At 75.1% G+C, this 16,845-nt stretch carries 10 protein-coding genes and 1 riboswitch; of the genes, 4 read left to right on the forward strand and 6 right to left on the reverse strand.

Translation table 11 applies throughout. The features are described from left to right. Positions 1-30 precede the first annotated feature (30 nt). Together metE and FKM96_RS10275 are read right to left on the reverse strand one after the other, a co-directional pair. Entirely contained in the window at positions 31-2,379 is a 2,349-nt protein-coding gene (metE, locus tag FKM96_RS10270; protein ID WP_147795147.1) for a 5-methyltetrahydropteroyltriglutamate--homocysteine S-methyltransferase, read from the reverse strand. A gap of 8 nt (positions 2,380-2,387) precedes the next feature. Then, entirely contained in the window at positions 2,388-3,449 is a 1,062-nt protein-coding gene (locus FKM96_RS10275; RefSeq protein WP_147795148.1) for a methylenetetrahydrofolate reductase, read from the reverse strand. After that, a riboswitch (SAM riboswitch) is annotated at positions 3,443-3,551 on the reverse strand. It overlaps the preceding gene by 7 nt. Before the next feature lie 136 nt (positions 3,552-3,687). On the opposite strand from FKM96_RS10275, the gene FKM96_RS10280 reads away from it, so the two are divergent. Beyond that, positions 3,688-4,617, forward strand: coding sequence for an SMP-30/gluconolactonase/LRE family protein (locus FKM96_RS10280; RefSeq protein ID WP_168216947.1), 930 nt, complete (start codon positions 3,688-3,690; stop codon positions 4,615-4,617). A gap of 13 nt (positions 4,618-4,630) precedes the next feature. Here the strand turns inward: FKM96_RS10280 and FKM96_RS10285 are convergent, their stop codons facing one another. Continuing rightward, positions 4,631-4,954 (reverse strand): helix-turn-helix domain-containing protein, encoded by a 324-nt coding sequence (locus FKM96_RS10285; RefSeq protein ID WP_210417246.1) that lies wholly within the window; start codon positions 4,952-4,954, stop codon positions 4,631-4,633. A gap of 533 nt (positions 4,955-5,487) precedes the next feature. Next, complete coding sequence (locus FKM96_RS10290; protein WP_147795150.1) at positions 5,488-6,093, reverse strand: DNA-3-methyladenine glycosylase I; 606 nt, start codon at positions 6,091-6,093, stop codon at positions 5,488-5,490. Positions 6,094-6,330: 237 nt separating this feature from the next. On the opposite strand from FKM96_RS10290, the gene FKM96_RS10295 reads away from it, so the two are divergent. Next, positions 6,331-7,719, forward strand: a complete 1,389-nt coding sequence (locus FKM96_RS10295) for an MFS transporter (RefSeq protein WP_147795151.1) — start codon at positions 6,331-6,333, stop codon at positions 7,717-7,719. Between the two features lie 140 nt (positions 7,720-7,859). On the opposite strand, the gene hrpA is transcribed toward FKM96_RS10295, so the two are convergent. Both hrpA and FKM96_RS10305 read right to left on the reverse strand, forming a co-directional pair. Then, the gene (hrpA, locus tag FKM96_RS10300; RefSeq protein ID WP_147795152.1) at positions 7,860-12,404 is read right to left on the reverse strand and encodes an ATP-dependent RNA helicase HrpA; all 4,545 of its coding nucleotides are present in this window, start codon (positions 12,402-12,404) and stop codon (positions 7,860-7,862) included. A gap of 155 nt (positions 12,405-12,559) precedes the next feature. Beyond that, entirely contained in the window at positions 12,560-15,292 is a 2,733-nt protein-coding gene (locus tag FKM96_RS10305; RefSeq protein WP_147795153.1) for a glycoside hydrolase family 3 C-terminal domain-containing protein, read from the reverse strand. A gap of 440 nt (positions 15,293-15,732) precedes the next feature. Here FKM96_RS10305 and FKM96_RS10310 point away from each other — a divergent pair, with 440 nt between their 5' ends. Together FKM96_RS10310 and FKM96_RS10315 are read left to right on the forward strand one after the other, a co-directional pair. Continuing rightward, positions 15,733-16,245 (forward strand): aminoacyl-tRNA deacylase, encoded by a 513-nt coding sequence (locus FKM96_RS10310; RefSeq protein WP_147795154.1) that lies wholly within the window; start codon positions 15,733-15,735, stop codon positions 16,243-16,245. Positions 16,246-16,458: 213 nt separating this feature from the next. Continuing rightward, complete coding sequence (locus FKM96_RS10315) at positions 16,459-16,818, forward strand: STAS domain-containing protein (RefSeq protein ID WP_147795155.1); 360 nt, start codon at positions 16,459-16,461, stop codon at positions 16,816-16,818. The last annotated feature ends 27 nt before the right edge of the window (positions 16,819-16,845 follow it).

Consider the following 16,845-nt stretch of genomic DNA (forward strand, 5'->3'; position numbering starts at 1 on the left):
GCGTCCGGGTCGCACCGGGCCGGCGGCGCGTCAGGCCGTCGGCACCGCCAGCGACGCGCGCACCGTCCGGGTGGCGGCCAGGACGTGCTGGAGCGACGGGGTGACCTCGGCGTACCGGCGGGTCTTGAGGCCGCAGTCCGGGTTCACCCAGAGCTGCGCCGGGTCGACGACGCGCACCGCCTCGGTGAGCAGCTCGGTCACCTCGGCCTCGCTCGGCACGCGCGGCGAGTGGATGTCGTAGACACCCGGGCCGATGCCCCGCGGGTAGCCCTCGGACGCGATGTCGCCGAGGATCTCCATCTTCGACCGTGCCGCCTCGATGGACGTGACGTCGGCGTCCAGGCCGTCGATCGCGCCGAAGATCTCGCCGAACTCCGAGTAGCAGAGGTGCGTGTGGATCTGGGTGTCGGGGCGCACGCCCGAGGTCGCGAGCCGGAACGAGCGCACCGACCAGTCGAGGTAGGCGTCGTGGTCGGCGGCGCGCAGCGGCAGCAGCTCCCGCAGCGCGGGCTCGTCGACCTGGACGATCGCGGTGCCCGCGGCCTCGAGGTCGGCGATCTCGTCCCGCAGGGCGAGGGCCACCTGGTTCGCGGTGTCGGCCAGCGGCTGGTCGTCGCGGACGAACGACCACGCGAGGATCGTCACCGGACCGGTCAGCATGCCCTTCACCGGCTTGGCCGTGAGCGACTGCGTGTACGTCGTCCACGGCACCGTGATCGGCGCCGGCCGGGACACGTCGCCCCACAGGATCGACGGGCGGGTGCAGCGCGAGCCGTACGACTGGACCCAGCCGTTGGCGGTCACCGCGAACCCGTCCAGGTTCTCGGCGAAGTACTGCACCATGTCGTTGCGCTCGGGCTCGCCGTGCACGAGCACGTCGAGGCCGATCTCCTCCTGCAGCTCGACGACCCGGCGGATCTCCGCCTTCATCTCGTCCTCGTACTGCGCGGCGGTGAGCTCCCCCCGGCCGAAAGCGGCGCGGGCCACGCGGATCTCCGGCGTCTGCGGGAACGAGCCGATCGTCGTGGTCGGCAGCGCGGGGAGCTGCAGCCGCTCGGCCTGCGCGACCCGGCGCCCCTCGAAGTCGCCGCGGCGGAACGCGTCCGCCGGCAGGCCCGTGAGCCGGTCCCGGACCTCCGGCCGCACGACGCCCGGCGCCGCGGCGCGGGACCGGCGCGCGTCGGCCGCGGCGAGCAGCTCGGCGTGCACGGCCTCCCGGCCCTCGGTCAGCCCGGCGGCCAGGGTGACCACCTCGGCGACCTTCTGGTCGGCGAACGCGAGCCAGGAGCGCAGCGTGGGGTCCAGCTGCGGCTCGTCCTCGACGTCGTGCGGGACGTGGAACAGCGACGTCGACGTGGCGACGGCGACCTGCCGGGCGCCCAGGCCCTCGAGCGACTCGAGCGAGCCGAGCGCGGCGTCGAGGTCCGCGCGCCAGATGTTGTGGCCGTCGACCACGCCGCCGACCAGCACCTTCGACGCCAGGCCCTCCACAGGTCCCGCCGGGAGCGCGCCGCGCACCAGGTCGAGCGCGAGGCCCTCGACGTCCGTGCCGGCCAGCACCGGCAGCGCGTCCTGGAGGTCGCCGTACGGCGCGGCGACCAGGATCGCCGGGCGCTCGGCGGCGGGCAGCTCGGTCGCCAGGACGCGGTACGCCTCGGCGGCCGCTGCGAGCAGCCGGTCGGCCGGGACGCCGGTCGAGTCGGAGACCAGGGCGGGCTCGTCCAGCTGCACCCAGGTGGCGCCGGCGCGGGCGAGGTCGCGGAGCAGCGCGGCGTACACCGGCAGCACGTCGGCGAGCCGGTCGATCGGGAGGAAGTCCTCCGGCGATCCCTCGGCGGCCTTGGCGAGCGCGAGGAACGTCACCGGGCCGACCAGCACCGGGCGGGTGAGCACGCCGTCCGCGAGGCCCTCCGCGAGCTCGCGCACCGGGCGGTCGCTCGCGTACCGGAACGGCGTCGCGGGGCCGATCTCCGGGACCAGGTAGTGGTAGTTCGAGTCGAACCACTTCGTCATCTCGAGCGGCAGGTCGTCGCCGCGGCCGCGAGCGACGGTCGAGTACCCCGCGAGGTCGAGGCCGCCGTCGGCGGCGAGCAGGTCGGCGAACCGCTCGGGCACGGCGCCGAGCACGGCAGCCGCGTCGAGCACGTGGTCGTAGAACGAGAAGGCGCTCGGGATCGCGGGCAGCCGGGTGTCCAGGCCGAGCTCGGCCAGGCGGGTGCGGGTGCGGCGGCGCAGGTCGGCGGCGGTGGCCTCGACCTCCTCGGCGCTCGCGCGGCCGGCCCAGAACGCCTCGAGGGCCTTCTTCAGCTCGCGGCGCGGGCCGATCCGGGGGTAGCCCAGGACGGTGCCGGCGGGGAACGGGTGCGTCAGGTCGGTCATCTCTCGCCTCAGCTGGTGGGAACGGGGGTCGGGGTGGTCGTGGGGGCGGCCGCGACGGCCGCCGGCTCGGGGGCGACGCGCAGGTGCGCGCGGGGGGCGTCGCCGCCCAGTCCCGCGCCGTCCAGCAGGTCGAGCGCCGGGCCGTGGGCGTTGAACGTGTAGAGGTGCACGCCCGGCGCGCCGCCGTCGAGGACGGCGTTCACCAGGTCGACGCCCAGCCGCGTGCCCAGGCGGTGCCGCGCCGCGACCTCCGCCGGGTCGTCGGCGTCGAAGGCGTCGAGCCGCGCGAGCAGCTCCTCCGGGACGGGCACGCCGGTCAGCTGCGCCACGCGGCGGAGCCGGGCGGGGTCGGTGGTGGGGATGACGCCCGGGAGGATGGGGATCGTGACGCCGGCGTCGCGCGCCAGGGCGACGAGCTCGAGGTACGACCCGGCGTCGTAGAACACCTGGGTGATCGCGAAGTCCGCGCCGGCCTGCTGCTTGGCGAGCAGCGCCGCGACGTCCTGCTCCCGCGTGCTGCCGGCCCCCGCGTTGCCGCGCGGGAACGCCGCCACGGCGACGGACAGCGGCCGGGTGGCGGCGCGCACCGCCTGCGCGGGGCTGCTGGCGCACCGTCGCCGCTCGACGTCCCGCAGCAGCTCCACGAGGGCGCTCGCGGTCGGGAGGCCCTCGGGGTGCGGCTCCCAGGACCGGTCGGCGGGCGGGTCTCCGCGCAGGGCCAGGAACGACCGCACGCCCTCGTCGAGGAACTCCTCGATCGTCGCGGCGAGGTCCTCGCGCGAGCTGGCGACGCAGGTCAGGTGCGCGATCGGGGTCAGCGACGTCTCGCGCAGCAGCCGCCGGACGAGCTGCCGGGTGGTGGTCCGGGTGCTGCCCGAGGCGCCGTACGTGACCGAGACGAAGTCGGGCCGGGCCGCGGCGAGCTGCTGCACCGTCGACCACAGCCGGGGCGCGGCGTCCGGGTTCCGCGGCGGGAACAGCTCGAACGACACGGTCGGGCGGTCCACGGCCCCGAGGCCGTCCGGCACGGCGGTGCCCGCGAGGTGTGCAGGGACGTCGTGACTGCTCATCGTCAGCTCCATCGAACCTGGCGGAAGCACCCGCACCCTCGGTGAGGAGGGGGGTTGCTGCGACGTCGACGAGCCAGGTCTCTCGGTCGCTCTGGATGGGTGCCGCCACACTAGGCCCGGCGGCCGCCGCCGTCCACTGCCCCTGACGCGTCATCTTTCGGTGACCGGGCTCACACCCGGGCCGGGTGCCGCACCTGCGGCCGGGCGGGCGCGACGGCGCCGTGCCAGGCTGCGTGGGGTGACCGACCTGCGCACCGTCCCGCTGCCCGACCGCCGGACCGACGCCCGGGCGCTGGTGCCGCGGGACGCGCCCGAGGCCGTGGTCCTCGGCGAGGTCCGCGCCCGCCTGGGGGAGCGGCCGGTGCACGACGCGCGGGACGGCTCCGTCGTCTGGGTCGACATCGACGCGTGCAGCGTGCACCGCTGGGCCGAGGGCGACCACGCGCGCGATGCCGTGGTCAGCGTGCCGTCCCCGGTCTCGCTGGCCTGGCCGGCCGCCGCGGGCGGGCTGCTGCTCGCGACCGCGGACGGCCTCGGCGTGCACGACGGCACCACGCTCGGTCCGCTGACCCGGCCGGCGGACATGCCGCGCGACTACCGGTTCAACGACGGCGGTGTCGACGGCGCCGGCCGGCTGTGGGTCGCGACGATGCCGCGGGACGGGTCGCCGGGCGACGGGGCGGTGTACCGGGTGGTCGCCGGGGACGACGGTCTCGAGGTCGACGCGGTGCTCACCGGGGTGGGCGTCGGCAACGGCCTGCAGTGGAGCCCCGACGGCGCGACGCTCTACGTCACGGACACCAGTGCGGCGACCGTGTACCGGATGCCCTACGACGCGGCGACGGGCACGGCCGGCGCCCCCGAGCCGTTCCTGTCCTTCGACCCGGACGGGCCGCAGCCCGACGGCACGACGGTCGACGACCAGGGTGGCCTGTGGGTGGCGCTGTACGGCGGGGGCGCGGTGCTGCGGTTCGCACCGGACGGGACCCCGCTGGGCGCGGTCCGGGTGCCCACGGCGCAGGTGACCTGCCTGGGGTTCGGGGCGCCGGGGTCGGGGCGGGCGTACGTGACGACCGCGCACGCGGACGGGGACCCGCTGGCGGGGGCGGTGTTCGGCGTGGACGTGGCGGCGGAGGGGCTGCCGGCGCGGGCGTTCGGGGAGGGCTGAGCGGCCCTCGGCCTCACTCCGCGAGGTCGGCGCGTCGTTCCAGGGTGAGCCGGGCGTCGAGCGCGGCGGCGAGCCGGACGAGCGTGTCCCGCGTCGGGTTGCCGAGCCCTCGCTCGATCCGGCTGATGTCGGCCTGCTGCACCGAGGCGCGCGCGGCGAGCGCGGCCTGGCTCAGCCCGTGGGTGCGTCGCAGGTGCGCGATCTCCGCCCCGAGGAGCTCCTCGGCCGCGAGCTGCGCGCGGAGCCCCGCCGCGAGGTCCGCGGCGGCGTCGCGGACGTCCTCGTCCCAATGGGACCGCGCCTCGTCGGCGATCCTGCGGTAGGGGGTGGTCGCCACGGTGCTCCTCCGATCGGTGTCCTCTGATCATGTGCCGTGGCACATCATGCGTCAAACCCGACCGACGCCACGTCGCCAGATGGCGTCGCGCGCGGTCGATCTCGCGGCGCTGGCGGCGCTCGGACGGGTCCCGGCCCTTGTCGTACGCGTGCAGCAGCAGGACGACCCGCGCGCCGTGGAACGTGACGAACAGGCGGAGCAGCACGGTGCGGTGCCCCGCGGTCTCCGGCACGTCCGCGCGTGCCGCCGGTCCGGCCCGGCGCGATCGCACCGCGCGCAGGGACTGGCGGACGCGGATCTCGAACAGCCCCTCGCCCAGAGCGCGACACCACGGCGTGCCGAGGAGGTCGATGCCGTACGGCTCGACCACCTCCGTCAGCACCGCGTCGACGACGGCCTGGACGTACGGATCCGCCCGCCGGAACCATCGCTCGAACGGCGCGGTGCCCGTCCGGTCGTCCCTCCAGACCTCGACCTGCCACCGCCCGCCCTCTCCGGTTGGTGCCGGCCCGTGCCCGCGGTGGCCCACGACCTCACCCCCCGGCGCGCGCCAGGACGACGGGGCAGTCCGCCAGGTGGTCGTCGACGATCCCGCACGCCTGCATCGCCGCGTACGCCGTCGTGGGCCCGACGAACCGGAACCCCTGCCGCTTGAGCTCCTTCGCGAGCGCGGCCGACTCCGGGGTGGTCGCCGGGACCTCGGCGAACGTCCGCGGGCGGGGCCGGGTGCCGGGGGCGGACGCGGCGGACCAGAACAGCTCGCCCAGGCTGAGCCCGCGGCCGTGCAGGTCGAGCAGGGCGCGGGCGTTGGCGACGGCCGCCGTGATCTTGGCGCGGTTCCGGATGATCCCGGTGTCCGCCATGAGCCGTTCGACGTCGTGCTCGTCGAACGCCGCCACGACGGCCGGGTCGAACTCCGCGAACGCCGCACGGAAGCCCTCGCGGCGGCGGAGGATCGTGATCCACGCGAGGCCCGACTGGAACGCCTCGAGCGTCATGCGCTCGAACAGCTCCCGCTCGCCGTGCACGGGGACGCCCCACTCCTCGTCGTGGTAGCGCTCGTAGAGCGGGTCGCCGTCGCCGAAGCAGCGGCGGCCGGCGAGGGCGGGGAGGGTGTCCGGGGCGTCGCTGCTCGTCATGCCGCCACTCTGCCGCACCGGTGCGACACCCGGTCGCCGCCCTCCACAGGCCGCACCGCACCCGGAGCCTGGGGACGACAGGCCCGGGCGTCCACCATGCGGTCGCGACTCGTCTGCCACGTGAGACGGCGTAAGGTCGCCCGAGCGCTGGAGCACCGACCGTCCCGCGAGCCGACCTGGAGCCGACCCCGACGACCGCCGGTGGTCCGCGCCACCCGGATCGTCGAGGAGCCCCGCATGTCAGCCACCGCAGTGCCCACCACCACGCCGCCGGCCGAGTCCCGGCCGCTCAACTCGCCGTCCCGCGTCATCGCGGCGAGCCTCGTGGGCACCACCATCGAGTTCTACGACTTCTACGTGTACGCGACGGCCGCCGTCCTCGTGTTCCCGAAGCTGTTCTTCCCCACCGGGAACGACACCACGGCGCTGCTCGCGTCGTTCGCGGTGTTCGGCGCCGCGATGGTGGCGCGCCCGATCGGCGCGATCTTCTTCGGCCACCTCGGCGACCGCCGGGGCCGCAAGACGACGCTGGTCTACTCGCTGCTCACCATGGGCGTCGCGACGTTCCTCATCGGGCTGCTGCCGACGTTCGGGCACATCGGGGTCGGTGCCACGGTCGCCCTGCTGGTGCTGCGGCTCGCGCAGGGCTTCGCGCTCGGCGGCGAGTGGTCGGGCGCCGCGCTGGTCGCCACCGAGAACGCCCCGGCGGGGAAGCGCGCCTGGTACGGGACGTTCCCGCAGCTCGGCGCCCCGCTCGGCTTCATCATCGCCAACGGGATCTTCCTCGTCATCAACGGCGTCCTCGGCCAGGGCTCGGACGCGTTCATGTCCTGGGGCTGGCGCGTGCCGTTCCTGTTCTCCGCCGTGATGGTGATCATCGGCCTGTGGGTGCGGCTCAAGCTGGTCGAGTCCGAGGCGTTCACCCAGGCCGAGAAGAAGGGCACCATCACCAAGGTGCCGCTCGGCACGACGCTCAAGTTCCACTGGCGCGAGACCCTGCTCGGCACGTTCATCATGCTGGCGACCTACGTGCTGTTCTACCTGATGACGAACTTCACGCTGACCTACGGCACCCGCGCCGTCGCGCCGGAGGACGGCGAGCCCGGCGGGCTCGGGATCCCGTACGTGCACTTCGTGCTCATGCAGATCATCGGCGTGCTGTTCTTCGGCATCTTCACGATGCTGTCCGGCCCGCTGGCCGACCGGCTGGGGCGCCGGCGCCTGCTCATCGGCGTCACGTCGGCGATCATCGTGTTCGGGTTCTCGTTCCCGCTGTTCCTCACCGTCCGGGACGACCTCGTGTTCACCGGCGCCCTCACCCAGGCGTTCCTGGTGCTCGGTTTCCTGCTGATGGGCGCGACGTTCGGCCCCATGGGCGCGCTGCTGCCCGAGCTCTTCCCGACGAACGTCCGGTACACCGGTTCTGCGGTCGCCTACAACGTGTCGTCGATCCTCGGCGCGGCGCTGGCCCCGATCGTGGCGCTCGCGCTGTGGGCCGCGGCCGACGGCAGCACCTGGCTCGTCGGCGTGTACCTGTCGGCGATGGGCGTGCTGACCCTGCTCGCGCTGATCCTGTCCCGCGAGACGAAGGACCAGGACTACGCGAGGTCCTCGCACGCGGACTGACCCCGCCTGACCCCGCCTGACCCCGCACGACCCGCGAGTTCGGTGGCTCCCGCCGGGTTCGGTGCTCCGAGGCACCGAACCCGGCCGGGAGCACCGAACTCGCGTCGTCTCCGGGACGCCGGCCCTCCGGGGCGCCGGGCTCAGGCCAGCGCCGCCAGGGCCTTGCGGATGCGCTTCTCGCTCACCGGCACCGGCGTGCCGAGCTGCTGGGCGAACAGGCTCACGCGCAGCTCCTCCAGCAGCCACCGCGCGTCGTCGAGCGCCGCCAGGTCGGCGGGCACGAGGGTCCGGCTCGTCACCCGGGCACGGGTCTGCCCGAGCAGCTGCTCCAGGTCCCGGACCTGCCAGGCGAGCTGCTCGTCGCGCGCGGGGTTGCCCGCCGCCCTGTCGAGCCGGTACGCCGCGGCGCGCAGGTACCGCGCCAGGTGCGGCAGCCGGTCCGCGCCGGTCTCGGAGACGAACCCGTCGTGCACCAGGCGCTCGGCCTGCTCCTGCACGTCGCGCACGGTGCCGAGCAGCGCGAGCGACCGGGTGCCGCGGACGGCGCCGTCGAGGTCCCGCGCCGCGGCGAGCACGGCGACCAGGTCCTGCACCACGCGGTGCACGGCGTCCTCGAGCCGGTCCCGGACGAACCCGCGGGCGGCCGCGTAGGCGTCGGCGGACCGGACGACCGTCGCCGGGCGCCCGGCGAGGTGCTCGGTGAGCAGCCGGTCGACGGCGGCGAGCTGCACGTCGGCGACCAGCGCCTCGGTGCTCGGGTACGGGCTGGCCGCGAGCGTGAGCGCCTGGGTGCCCGACCACCGCGAGGTGATCCGGCCCGGCGCGAGCCCCACGTCGCGCACCAGCAGCCGGCGCAGCCCGCGGCGGTGCCGGACGGCCTGGTCGCCGGCGTCGGCCAGCACCTCGACCCGGACGGTCGCCGCCGGCCCGGAGCCGTGCTCGACGAGCGCCGGGTAGCCGCGCACCGTGAGCCCGCTCGCGTCCTGCGTCTCCACGCGCTCCGGCAGCGCGCCGCCGGGCAGGTCGGCGGGCCAGGTGCCGAGGTCGGTGCCGTCGAAGCCCGGCAGCGCGGGCGTCGCGGCCCGGGCCCCGGGACCGGGGACGGCAGCCGCCCCGTCGCGGGCGGCCGCAGCGACCGGGCCGCCGTCGCCGCCCGCCTCGCCCGAGCGCGCCCGCGCGTCCGCCATCGCGTCCCGCACCGCGCTCCGCACGGCCGTCGAGACCGCGTCCTGGGTCCGGGCCGCGAGCTTCCGCTGCAGCACCGCGAGGTCCTTGCCCTCGTCGAGCACGCGCCCGCGGTCGTCGGAGACCCGGAACGTCATCCGCAGGTGCGGGGGGAGCCGGTCGAGGTCGACGGCGCCGTCGGGCACGACGACGTCGCGGAGCGCCCGGACGGCCTGCCGGAACGCGGTCTCGTACGACGGCGCGGCGTCGGCCGCCCGCACGGTGTCCTCCCACGAGGCGGTGTGCGCGTCGAGCCAGCCCACCACGTCCCGGGCGACGTCCGGCGCGGGGACGAGCTGCACCCGGACCGGCTTCGGCAGCGCGCGGATCGTCGCGGTGACCAGCTCCTCGCGGAGGCCCGGCACCATCCAGTCGAAGCCCTCCGGCCGCACCCGGGCGAGCGCCACGAGCGGCACGTGCACGGTGACGCCGTCCGCGTCGGTGCCCGGCTGGAACTGGTAGGTCAGCGGCAGCGCGAGGTCGCCCTGCGGCCAGGTCGACGGGAACGACGACTCGTCCACGCCGCCCTCGTCCGTCACCAGGAGCTCGCGCGTGAACGTCAGGAGGTCGGGGTCGCTCCGGCGGGCGCCCTTCCACCACTGGTCGAAGTGCCGCGCGGACACGACGTCGTCGGGGATCCGCTCGTCGTAGAAGTCGAACAGCGCGTCGTCGTCGACGACGAGCCCGCGGCGCCGGGACCGGGCCTCCAGGTCCTCCGCCTCCTTGAGGAGCCGCCGGTTCTCGGCGAAGAACGCGTGGTGCGTGGTCCAGTCGCCCTCGACGAGCGCGTGCCGGATGAACAGCTCGCGCGCGTGCTCGGCGTCGACCTTCCCGAACAGCACCCGCCGCCCGGTGACGATGGGGACCCCGTAGAGCAGGACCCGCTCCAGGGCCATGGCCGCGCCCTGCTTGGACGACCAGGACGGCTCGGAGTACGACCGCTTCACCAGGTGCCCGGCCAGGTCCTCGGCCCACTCGGGCTGGATGCGCGCGGCGTCCCGGGCCCACAGCCGGGAGGTCTCGACGAGCTCGCCCGCCATCACCCAGGCCGGCGGCTTCTTGGCCAGCCCGGAGCCGGGGAAGATCGCGAACTTCGCGCCGCGCGCGCCCAGGTACTCGTTGCGGCCGCGCCGGTCCGGGGTGCGCCCGCCGTCACCACGGCCCTTGCCGCGGGCCTGCGCGCCGCCGCCGGACAGGTCCGACGCCTCCTGCATGCCGATCTGCGACAGCAGGCCGGACAGCAGCGCGACGTGCACCCGGTCGGCGTCCCACTCCAGCCGGTGCGCGCCGCGGCCCTCGGTCGCGGGGTCGCGCTCCTCGGACAGGTCGCGGTCCGTCGTCCGCGGCGGGTTCATCGTGATGCCGAGCGGCTTCGCGAGCTCCTTGAGCTGCGTCACGACGTCCTGCCACTCGCGCAGCCGCAGGTAGTTCAGGTACTCGGCCTTGCAGAGCCGGCGGAACGCCGAGCCCGACAGGTCCCGCTGCGCGTCGCGGACGTACTGCCAGAGGTTGAGGTACGCGAGGAAGTCGGACGTCGGGTCGGCGAACCGGGCGTGCAGCTGGTCGGCCTGGGCGCGGGTCTCGACCGGGCGCTCGCGGGGGTCCTGGATCGACAGCGCCGCGGCGACGATCATCACCTCGCGCGCCACGCCCCGCCGACCGCCCTCGACGATCATCCGGGCCAGCCGCGGGTCCATCGGCAGCTGGGCGAGCGCGCGGCCGGTGTCGGTCAGCCGGGTGCCGGACGGGCCGGTCTCGAGCGCGCCGAGCTCGGTCAGCAGCTGCACGCCGTCGCGCACGGCCCGGGTGTCCGGCGGGTCGACGAACGGGAACGACGCCACGTCGTCCGGCCCGGTCGCGACGCCGACCGCGACCATCTGCAGGATCACCGACGCGAGCGAGGTGCGCAGGATCTCGGGCTCGGTGAACCGCGGCCGGGACGCGAAGTCGTCCTCGGAGTACAGCCGGATCGCGATGCCGTCGGCGACGCGCCCGCACCGGCCCGACCGCTGGTTCGCCGACGCCTGCGAGATCGGCTCGATCGGCAGCCGCTGCACCTTGGTGGCCTTGGAGTACCGGGAGATGCGCGCGGTGCCGGGGTCGACGACGTACCGGATGCCCGGCACCGTCAGCGAGGTCTCCGCGACGTTGGTGGCGAGCACGACGCGGCGGGTGCCGTGCTGCTGGAACACCCGGTGCTGCTCCGCGGCAGACAGCCGGCCGTACAGCGGCAGCAGCTCGACGGCGTCGGGTCGGCGCTGGTCCTGGACCCGCGGGCCCAGGTGGCCGCGCAGCGCCTCCTCGGCGTCGCGGATCTCCCGCTCGCCGGAGAGGAACACCAGGACGTCGCCGGGCCCCTCGGCGGCGAGCTCGTCGACCGCCTCGCAGATCGCCGTCATCAGGTCGCGGTCCTCGGCGGGCGGCGGCGTCCGCGCGCCCTTCGCCGGGGCGCCGCGGGAGCCGGCGCGCGGGCGGGTGCCGTCGTCCGCGTCGAGGTCGTCCGGGTCGTCGGTGGGGCGGTCGGGGGACAGCGGGCGGTACCGGAGCTCGACGGGGTAGGTGCGCCCGGTGACCTCGACGACCGGCGCCGGGACGCCGTCGGGGTGCTCGGTGTCCGCCGGGCCGGCGAAGTGCGCCGCGAACCGTGCGGAGTCGATCGTCGCCGAGGTGATGACGACCTTGAGCTCCGGGCGGCGCGGCAGCAGCTGCGCCAGATAGCCCAGGATGAAGTCGATGTTGAGCGACCGCTCGTGCGCCTCGTCGATGATCAGCGTGTCGTAGGCGCGGAGCTCCGGGTCGCGCTGGATCTGCGCGAGCAGGATGCCGTCGGTCATGACCTTCACCAGCGTGCGGTCCGACGACTCGTCGGTGAACCGGACCTGGTAGCCGACGAGCTCGCCGATCGTGGTGCCCAGCTCCTCCGCGATCCGCTCCGCGACCGTGCGGGCGGCGATCCGGCGGGGCTGCGTGTGCCCGATCTGGCCGTCCCGGCCGCGGCCGAGCTCCAGGGCGATCTTGGGCAGCTGGGTGGTCTTCCCGGACCCGGTCTCGCCGGCGACGATGACGACCTGGTGGTCGCGGATCGCGGCGGCGATCTCGGCCCGGCGCGCCGACACCGGCAGCTGCTCCGGGTAGACGACCGGGGGGAGGAGCACGGCTCGGCGCGCGTCGGCGAGGGCCGTCAGGCGCCGGGCGCGGGACTCGCGGCCGCGGCGGGGGTCCTGGGCGCGGGGAGCGTCCGGGGTGCGGCGGCCGCCGCGGCGGGCGTCGGGGTCGTCGGCCGCCCGGTCACCCGGGGCCTGGTCGTGGTGGCGCTGCTCCGGCGCGCGGCCGTCGCCGGCGGGGCGCCGCCCGCGTCCGCCGCGTCGCCGCCGGGGACGCCCGGGTGCGGCGTCGTCGCCGCCGTCGCCGCTCGCGGGACGGGGGGCGGGGGCGGGGCTGGTGGGGTCGGCGGCTGTCATCGGCGGTCCATTGTCACCGCACCCGAGCCGCGGACGCGATCTCGATTCGCGCAGAGCGATCACCCGGACGCCGAGATCGGTGCCTCGCGCCGAGATCGGTGGCAGGAGACACCGATCTCGGGCGGGAGCACCGATCTCGACGACCGGCAGGCGGCTCAGCGCACGATCGCGTCCGAGATCGCCAGGGTGCCGCGGAGCCGGATGTCGTCCGACGCCGCCCCCACCAGCACGGGGATGGTGCCGGTCGGGGTGCGCCACGCGTCGAGGTCGACGTCCCAGTAGGACAGCGACTCCGGGCTGAGCGTCACGGTGACGGTCTGCGTCTGCCCCGGCGCGAGCGTCGCGGTGCCGAAACCGGCCAGGCTGATCGGGGCGCTGCTGACCCGGCGGGTCGGCAGGTTCCCGACGTAGACCTGGACGGTCTCGGTGCCGGCGACCGTGCCGGTGTTGGTCACGTCGACCGTGGCCTGCAGCTGCGAGCCGCCGTCGGCGCCGGGGACGACCGCGGTGCGCAGGTTCGCGTACTGGTAGGTCGTGTACGACAGGCCGTGACCGAACGCGTACTGCGGCGTGATCCCGTTCTCGGCGTACCCGCGGTACCCGACGAAGATCCCCTCGCTGAACTGCTGGTCCAGCCCGTCGCCCGGGTACTGCGACGGGTCGCTGACCGGCGTGGAGGCCTCGTCGACCGGGATCGTCACCGGCAGCCGGCCGGAGGGGTTGACGTCGCCGAACAGGATGCCGGCGACCGCCGCCCCCTGCTCCTGCCCGCCGAACCAGTTGTGCAGCACGGCGCCCACGCCGCCGTCCCAGTCGGACGTCTGCACGACGCTGCCCACCTCGAGCACGACGATCGTGCGCGGGTTGGCCGCTGCCACCTGGCGGATCAGCTCCGCCTGCCCGTTCGGCAGGTCGAGGCTCGGCCGGTCGCCGCCCTCGGAGGAGTAGTCCCGCACGACGACGACCGCCGCCTGCGCGGACCGTGCGGCCTGCGCGGCCGCCTGGACGCTCGGCGTCACGACCGGCTCCGGCGGGGTCCAGCCCAGCTTGAACGCGGCACCGGCGTCGGTGCCCCCTGGGGAGTCGTTGGTGTACTCGGCCCGCAGGGCGTAGGTCTGGCCGGCGACGAGGTCCACCGGCGCCGTGGTGACGGCGGCGGGGTCGCCGGACGGCCCGGTGGTCAGCACCGGCTGGTCGTCGAGGAAGACGGTGCTGGTGCCGTTGGTCGTGGCGGCGAGCTCGTACGTGCCGGTGACCGGGGCGGTGAGCGTGCCGGTCCAGCGGATCGACGCGTTGTGGTCGTTGTCCTGCAGCGGGAAGTGCGGCGACTGCGAGTTCAGCCCCTCGAACAGGTAGAACCCGCCGTTGATGCCGACGTACGGCTCGGTCCGGTCGACCGCCGGGGCGCCCGACAGGTCGTCGCTGTCGAAGTACTCGACGCGGACGCCGGCCCCGTCGCCGAGCGCGGAGGTGAGGAAGTCGGACGGGATCGGGTCCGGCCCCGCCAGCAGCGAGGTGGAGGTGACGGGGTCGTTGCCCGGCGTGTGCGTGACGGTCACGCCGGCGGCCACGCGGTCCTGGATGCCCTGCAGCGGGCTGATCGTCCGCGTCGGGTTCACCAGCGAGGAGCCGCCGCCCTGGACGACGACGTCCGCGTCGGCTCCGATCACCGCGATCGACCCGACGCCCGGGCCCAGCGGCAGCGCGCCGTCGTTCCTCAGCAGCACCGAGGCCCGCTCGGACACCTGCCGCGCGAAGGCCGAGTTGGCGTCCTCGGGCAGCGGGCTGATGGTCGGCGGGTTGTCGAACAGCCCGAGCGCGACCATCGGGCGCAGGATCCGCAGCACGGCGTCGTCGATCCGCGACGTCGGGACCTGACCCGCGCGCACCGCGTCGAGCAGCGGCCCGCAGAAGAAGCAGTCGCCGGGCCCCACCTCGGGGGTGAAGTTCCCGGGCATCTCCTGGTCCATCCCGGCGAGGACCGCCTGCACCGTGCTCGGCGTGGCGCCGTAGTCGCTCATCACCCAGCCCTGGAACCCGAGCTGCTGCTTGAGGATCTGGTTGAGGGTCTCGTCGTTCTCGCAGCCGCGGACGCCGTTGATGCCGTTGAACGAGCACATCGCCGACCCGGCGCGGCCCTCGTCCTGGGCGATCGCGAACGGCCGCGTGTAGATCTCCTGCAGCGTCCGCTCGTCGAGGACGGCGTTACCGCCGATCAGCCGGTTCTGCTCCTGCGTGTAGACGTTGTAGTGCTTGAGGTCGGCGATCACCGGGTTCGACTGGATGCCGCGCACCTCCGCGGCGGCCATGTCCCCGGACAGCAGCGGGTCCTCGCCGAAGCCCTCGAAGTTGCGGCCGCCCTGCGGGACGCGCCCGATGTCGAGCGCCGGGCCCAGCAGCACGTTGTGCCCCGTGCGGTGCGCCTCGTCGCCGGCCAGCCGGCCGTACTCCTGCGCGAGCGACGCGTCCCACGTCGCGGCCAGGGCCAGCGGCGAGGGCAGCTGCGTCGACAGCTTCCCGTTCACGTCGGGGTTGGCGATCCGCACGCCCGCCGTCCCGTCGGCCATGGTCAGGGCCGGGATGCCGACCCGCTCGATCGGGGCGTTGTAGAAGCCGAAGAAGTTGTTCAGCTCCCCGTGCATCATGTTGACCTTCTCGTCGAGGGTCATCCGCCGCAGGATCGCCCGCGCGCGGGCGGTGTCGTCCGGCGACTCGTCCCACCAGAAGTCCGACGGGAACGACTGCGCCTCCTGCAGGGCCTCGGTGACCGCGGTCTCCACCGCGGGGTCGTCGTCGGGAGAGGCCGCCGCGGCGGCTCCGACCGGGACTGTCAGCGCCAGTGCCGCGAGGATCGCGGGCACGCTGGCGCGCCGGGTACGTGGGTGCATCGTCGAACCCCCTGGATCACGGGTCGCCCGCACGTCCCGCGGGCGTCGTCGCCTGGTCGGGTCAGTAGGTCACCCGTTCGGGTGAGGGTCAAGGGGTGGGTGCCGGGGGCAACCGGGCGCGGCGAGGGCGTGCCGGGCGGCGGCGGGCGACTGACCACCGGGGTCACCGACGACCGGCGCCCCGGACCTCCCGGCGAGGCCGCGGTGGCGCGTGTCCGGGCGGTCCGGTCACCGGACGGATGCGGGTCACGTGGTGGACGCGCGGGTCGGAGCCGGTCGACCGGTGCGTGGTCTGCGCGCGCCCTGACCTGCGTCGGCACGCCGGCCGCGATCGGGGGCGGCGACGGACGCACCGCGCGACCGCCTCGCTGACCTGGTGAGCAGCGGTCGGGAGCGCCGTGCCGCGGCCCCTGTCGGACCCGGCTCGTAGGGTGGCGGGCATGACGAGCGAGCAGGACCACGGCGCGGCCACCGAGGGCGAGCGGCGCGCCGCGCAGGCGCTCGCGGACGCGGGCATCGCGCACGAGATCGTCCGGCACGGCCCGGTGCGCTCCCTCGCCGAGGCGGCCGCGGCTCGTGGCATCGACCCGTCGGGCATCGTCAAGACGCTGGTCGTGCGGCGCGGCGACGACGACTACCTGTTCGTGCTCGTCCCCGGCGACCGCACGATCTCGTGGCCCAAGCTGCGTGCGCTGCTCGGCGTGAGCCGGATGTCGATGCCGGACGCGGCGACCGCCAAGGAGGTCACCGGGTACGAGCGCGGCACCATCACGCCGTTCGGCTCGCTGCGCGCCTGGCCGGTGGTGGCCGACGCGCGGGTGCCCGGCCGCCCCGCGTCCATCGGCGGGGGCGGGCACGGGGTCGGTGCCCGGGTCGACGGGGACGACCTCGTCCGGGCGCTGGGGGCCACCGTGGCGGACGTCACCGAGCCGATGCCCGACGGCACGGCCTGACCGCCCGACGCCGCCATCCCGACCGGACGGTCAAGGTTCGGTCAAGATCGCGTCCCGGGAGCGGGAACGAAGCGGGCGACGGGTGCGTTGTCCCTGACGGAGCACGCGCTGGTCGCGCCTCCCGCGGACCTCGGGCCGGGCGCTCGGCATGCGCGCGCGACGCCGGGGGTCCATGATCGGGCGGCCCCACGCAGACTTGGAGAGAACGAGGACATGAACCTGACCGAGGATCCCACCCCCATCGGGGGGATCGACGTGACCGCCGCGCACGGGCGCACGGTGGTCCGGCTGTGGGGCGAGGTCGACGGTGCGCTGCGGGCCGAGGCCAGCACCTCGATGGCGCAGGCGCTCGCGAGCACCGCGCCGATCGTGGTCGACGCGACCGACGTGACGTTCATCGACTCGTCCGGGCTCGCGTTCGTGCTGCAGCTGAACCTGGCCGCCGGCGAGACCGCGCAGGGCCTGACGCTGCGGGACCCGCACCGGCAGGTGCTGGAGAAGCTCGACATGCTCGGCATGGCCGGGGAGTTCGCCCTCGAGCCCGACGCCGCGCCGGAGCGCGCGATCGCCTGACGGCCGCCACGCCCGTCGTCCACAGGC

The sequence above is a fragment of the Cellulomonas sp. Y8 genome (assembly GCF_008033115.1).
Lineage (GTDB): Bacteria > Actinomycetota > Actinomycetes > Actinomycetales > Cellulomonadaceae > Cellulomonas.

Bases quoted from the DNA above. Each gene is read 5' to 3' on its own strand.
- FKM96_RS10290 (WP_147795150.1), bottom strand. From the start codon at position 6,093: ATGACGAGCAGCGACGCCCCGGACACCCTCCCCGCCCTCGCCGGCCGC.
- FKM96_RS10315 (WP_147795155.1), top strand. From the start codon at position 16,459: ATGAACCTGACCGAGGATCCCACCCCCATCGGGGGGATCGACGTGACC.
- FKM96_RS10275 (WP_147795148.1), bottom strand. From the start codon at position 3,449: ATGAGCAGTCACGACGTCCCTGCACACCTCGCGGGCACCGCCGTGCCG.
- FKM96_RS10295 (WP_147795151.1), top strand. From the start codon at position 6,331: ATGTCAGCCACCGCAGTGCCCACCACCACGCCGCCGGCCGAGTCCCGG.
- FKM96_RS10305 (WP_147795153.1), bottom strand. From the start codon at position 15,292: ATGCACCCACGTACCCGGCGCGCCAGCGTGCCCGCGATCCTCGCGGCA.
- FKM96_RS10310 (WP_147795154.1), top strand. From the start codon at position 15,733: ATGACGAGCGAGCAGGACCACGGCGCGGCCACCGAGGGCGAGCGGCGC.
- hrpA (WP_147795152.1), bottom strand. From the start codon at position 12,404: ATGACAGCCGCCGACCCCACCAGCCCCGCCCCCGCCCCCCGTCCCGCG.
- metE (WP_147795147.1), bottom strand. From the start codon at position 2,379: ATGACCGACCTGACGCACCCGTTCCCCGCCGGCACCGTCCTGGGCTAC.